The organism is Sulfitobacter sp. HI0027, assembly GCF_001634775.1.
GTDB lineage: Bacteria > Pseudomonadota > Alphaproteobacteria > Rhodobacterales > Rhodobacteraceae > Sulfitobacter.
This window is the reverse complement of sequence record NZ_LWER01000120.1, coordinates 1-285: the sequence shown is the minus strand read 5'-3', so window position 1 is coordinate 285 and position 285 is coordinate 1. Positions and strand designations below refer to the sequence as shown.

1 protein-coding gene is annotated in these 285 nt (G+C 60.7%); it reads right to left on the bottom strand.

Annotated elements, in window-relative coordinates:
• Positions 1-270 (bottom strand): DapH/DapD/GlmU-related protein (locus A3722_RS06450; RefSeq protein ID WP_443068772.1); only part of this gene is annotated, 270 nt, incomplete at its 3' end.
• Positions 271-285: the final 15 nt, after the last annotated feature.

Below are 285 nucleotides of genomic sequence, written 5' to 3'. Positions count from 1 at the left end.
GACCGCCTTCAGCGGCTCGACGGGCTTCAATCCGGCCAGACAGTCGCGCGCGAGTTGCTGATACTCGGCAGTTCCGCGTGTTTTCCAAGCGACTTCCTTCTCGGTGACGTCGCGGATCACCTTCGCAGGCGACCCGACAACCATCGAGCGTGGCGGAATCACCGTTTCACCACGCACGAAGGCTTGCGCGCCGACAATCGATTCCGCGCCAAGCTCGACGCCGTCCATGATGACCGCGTTCATGCCGATCAAAGCGTTTCGTCCAACGATGCAACCATGCAGAAT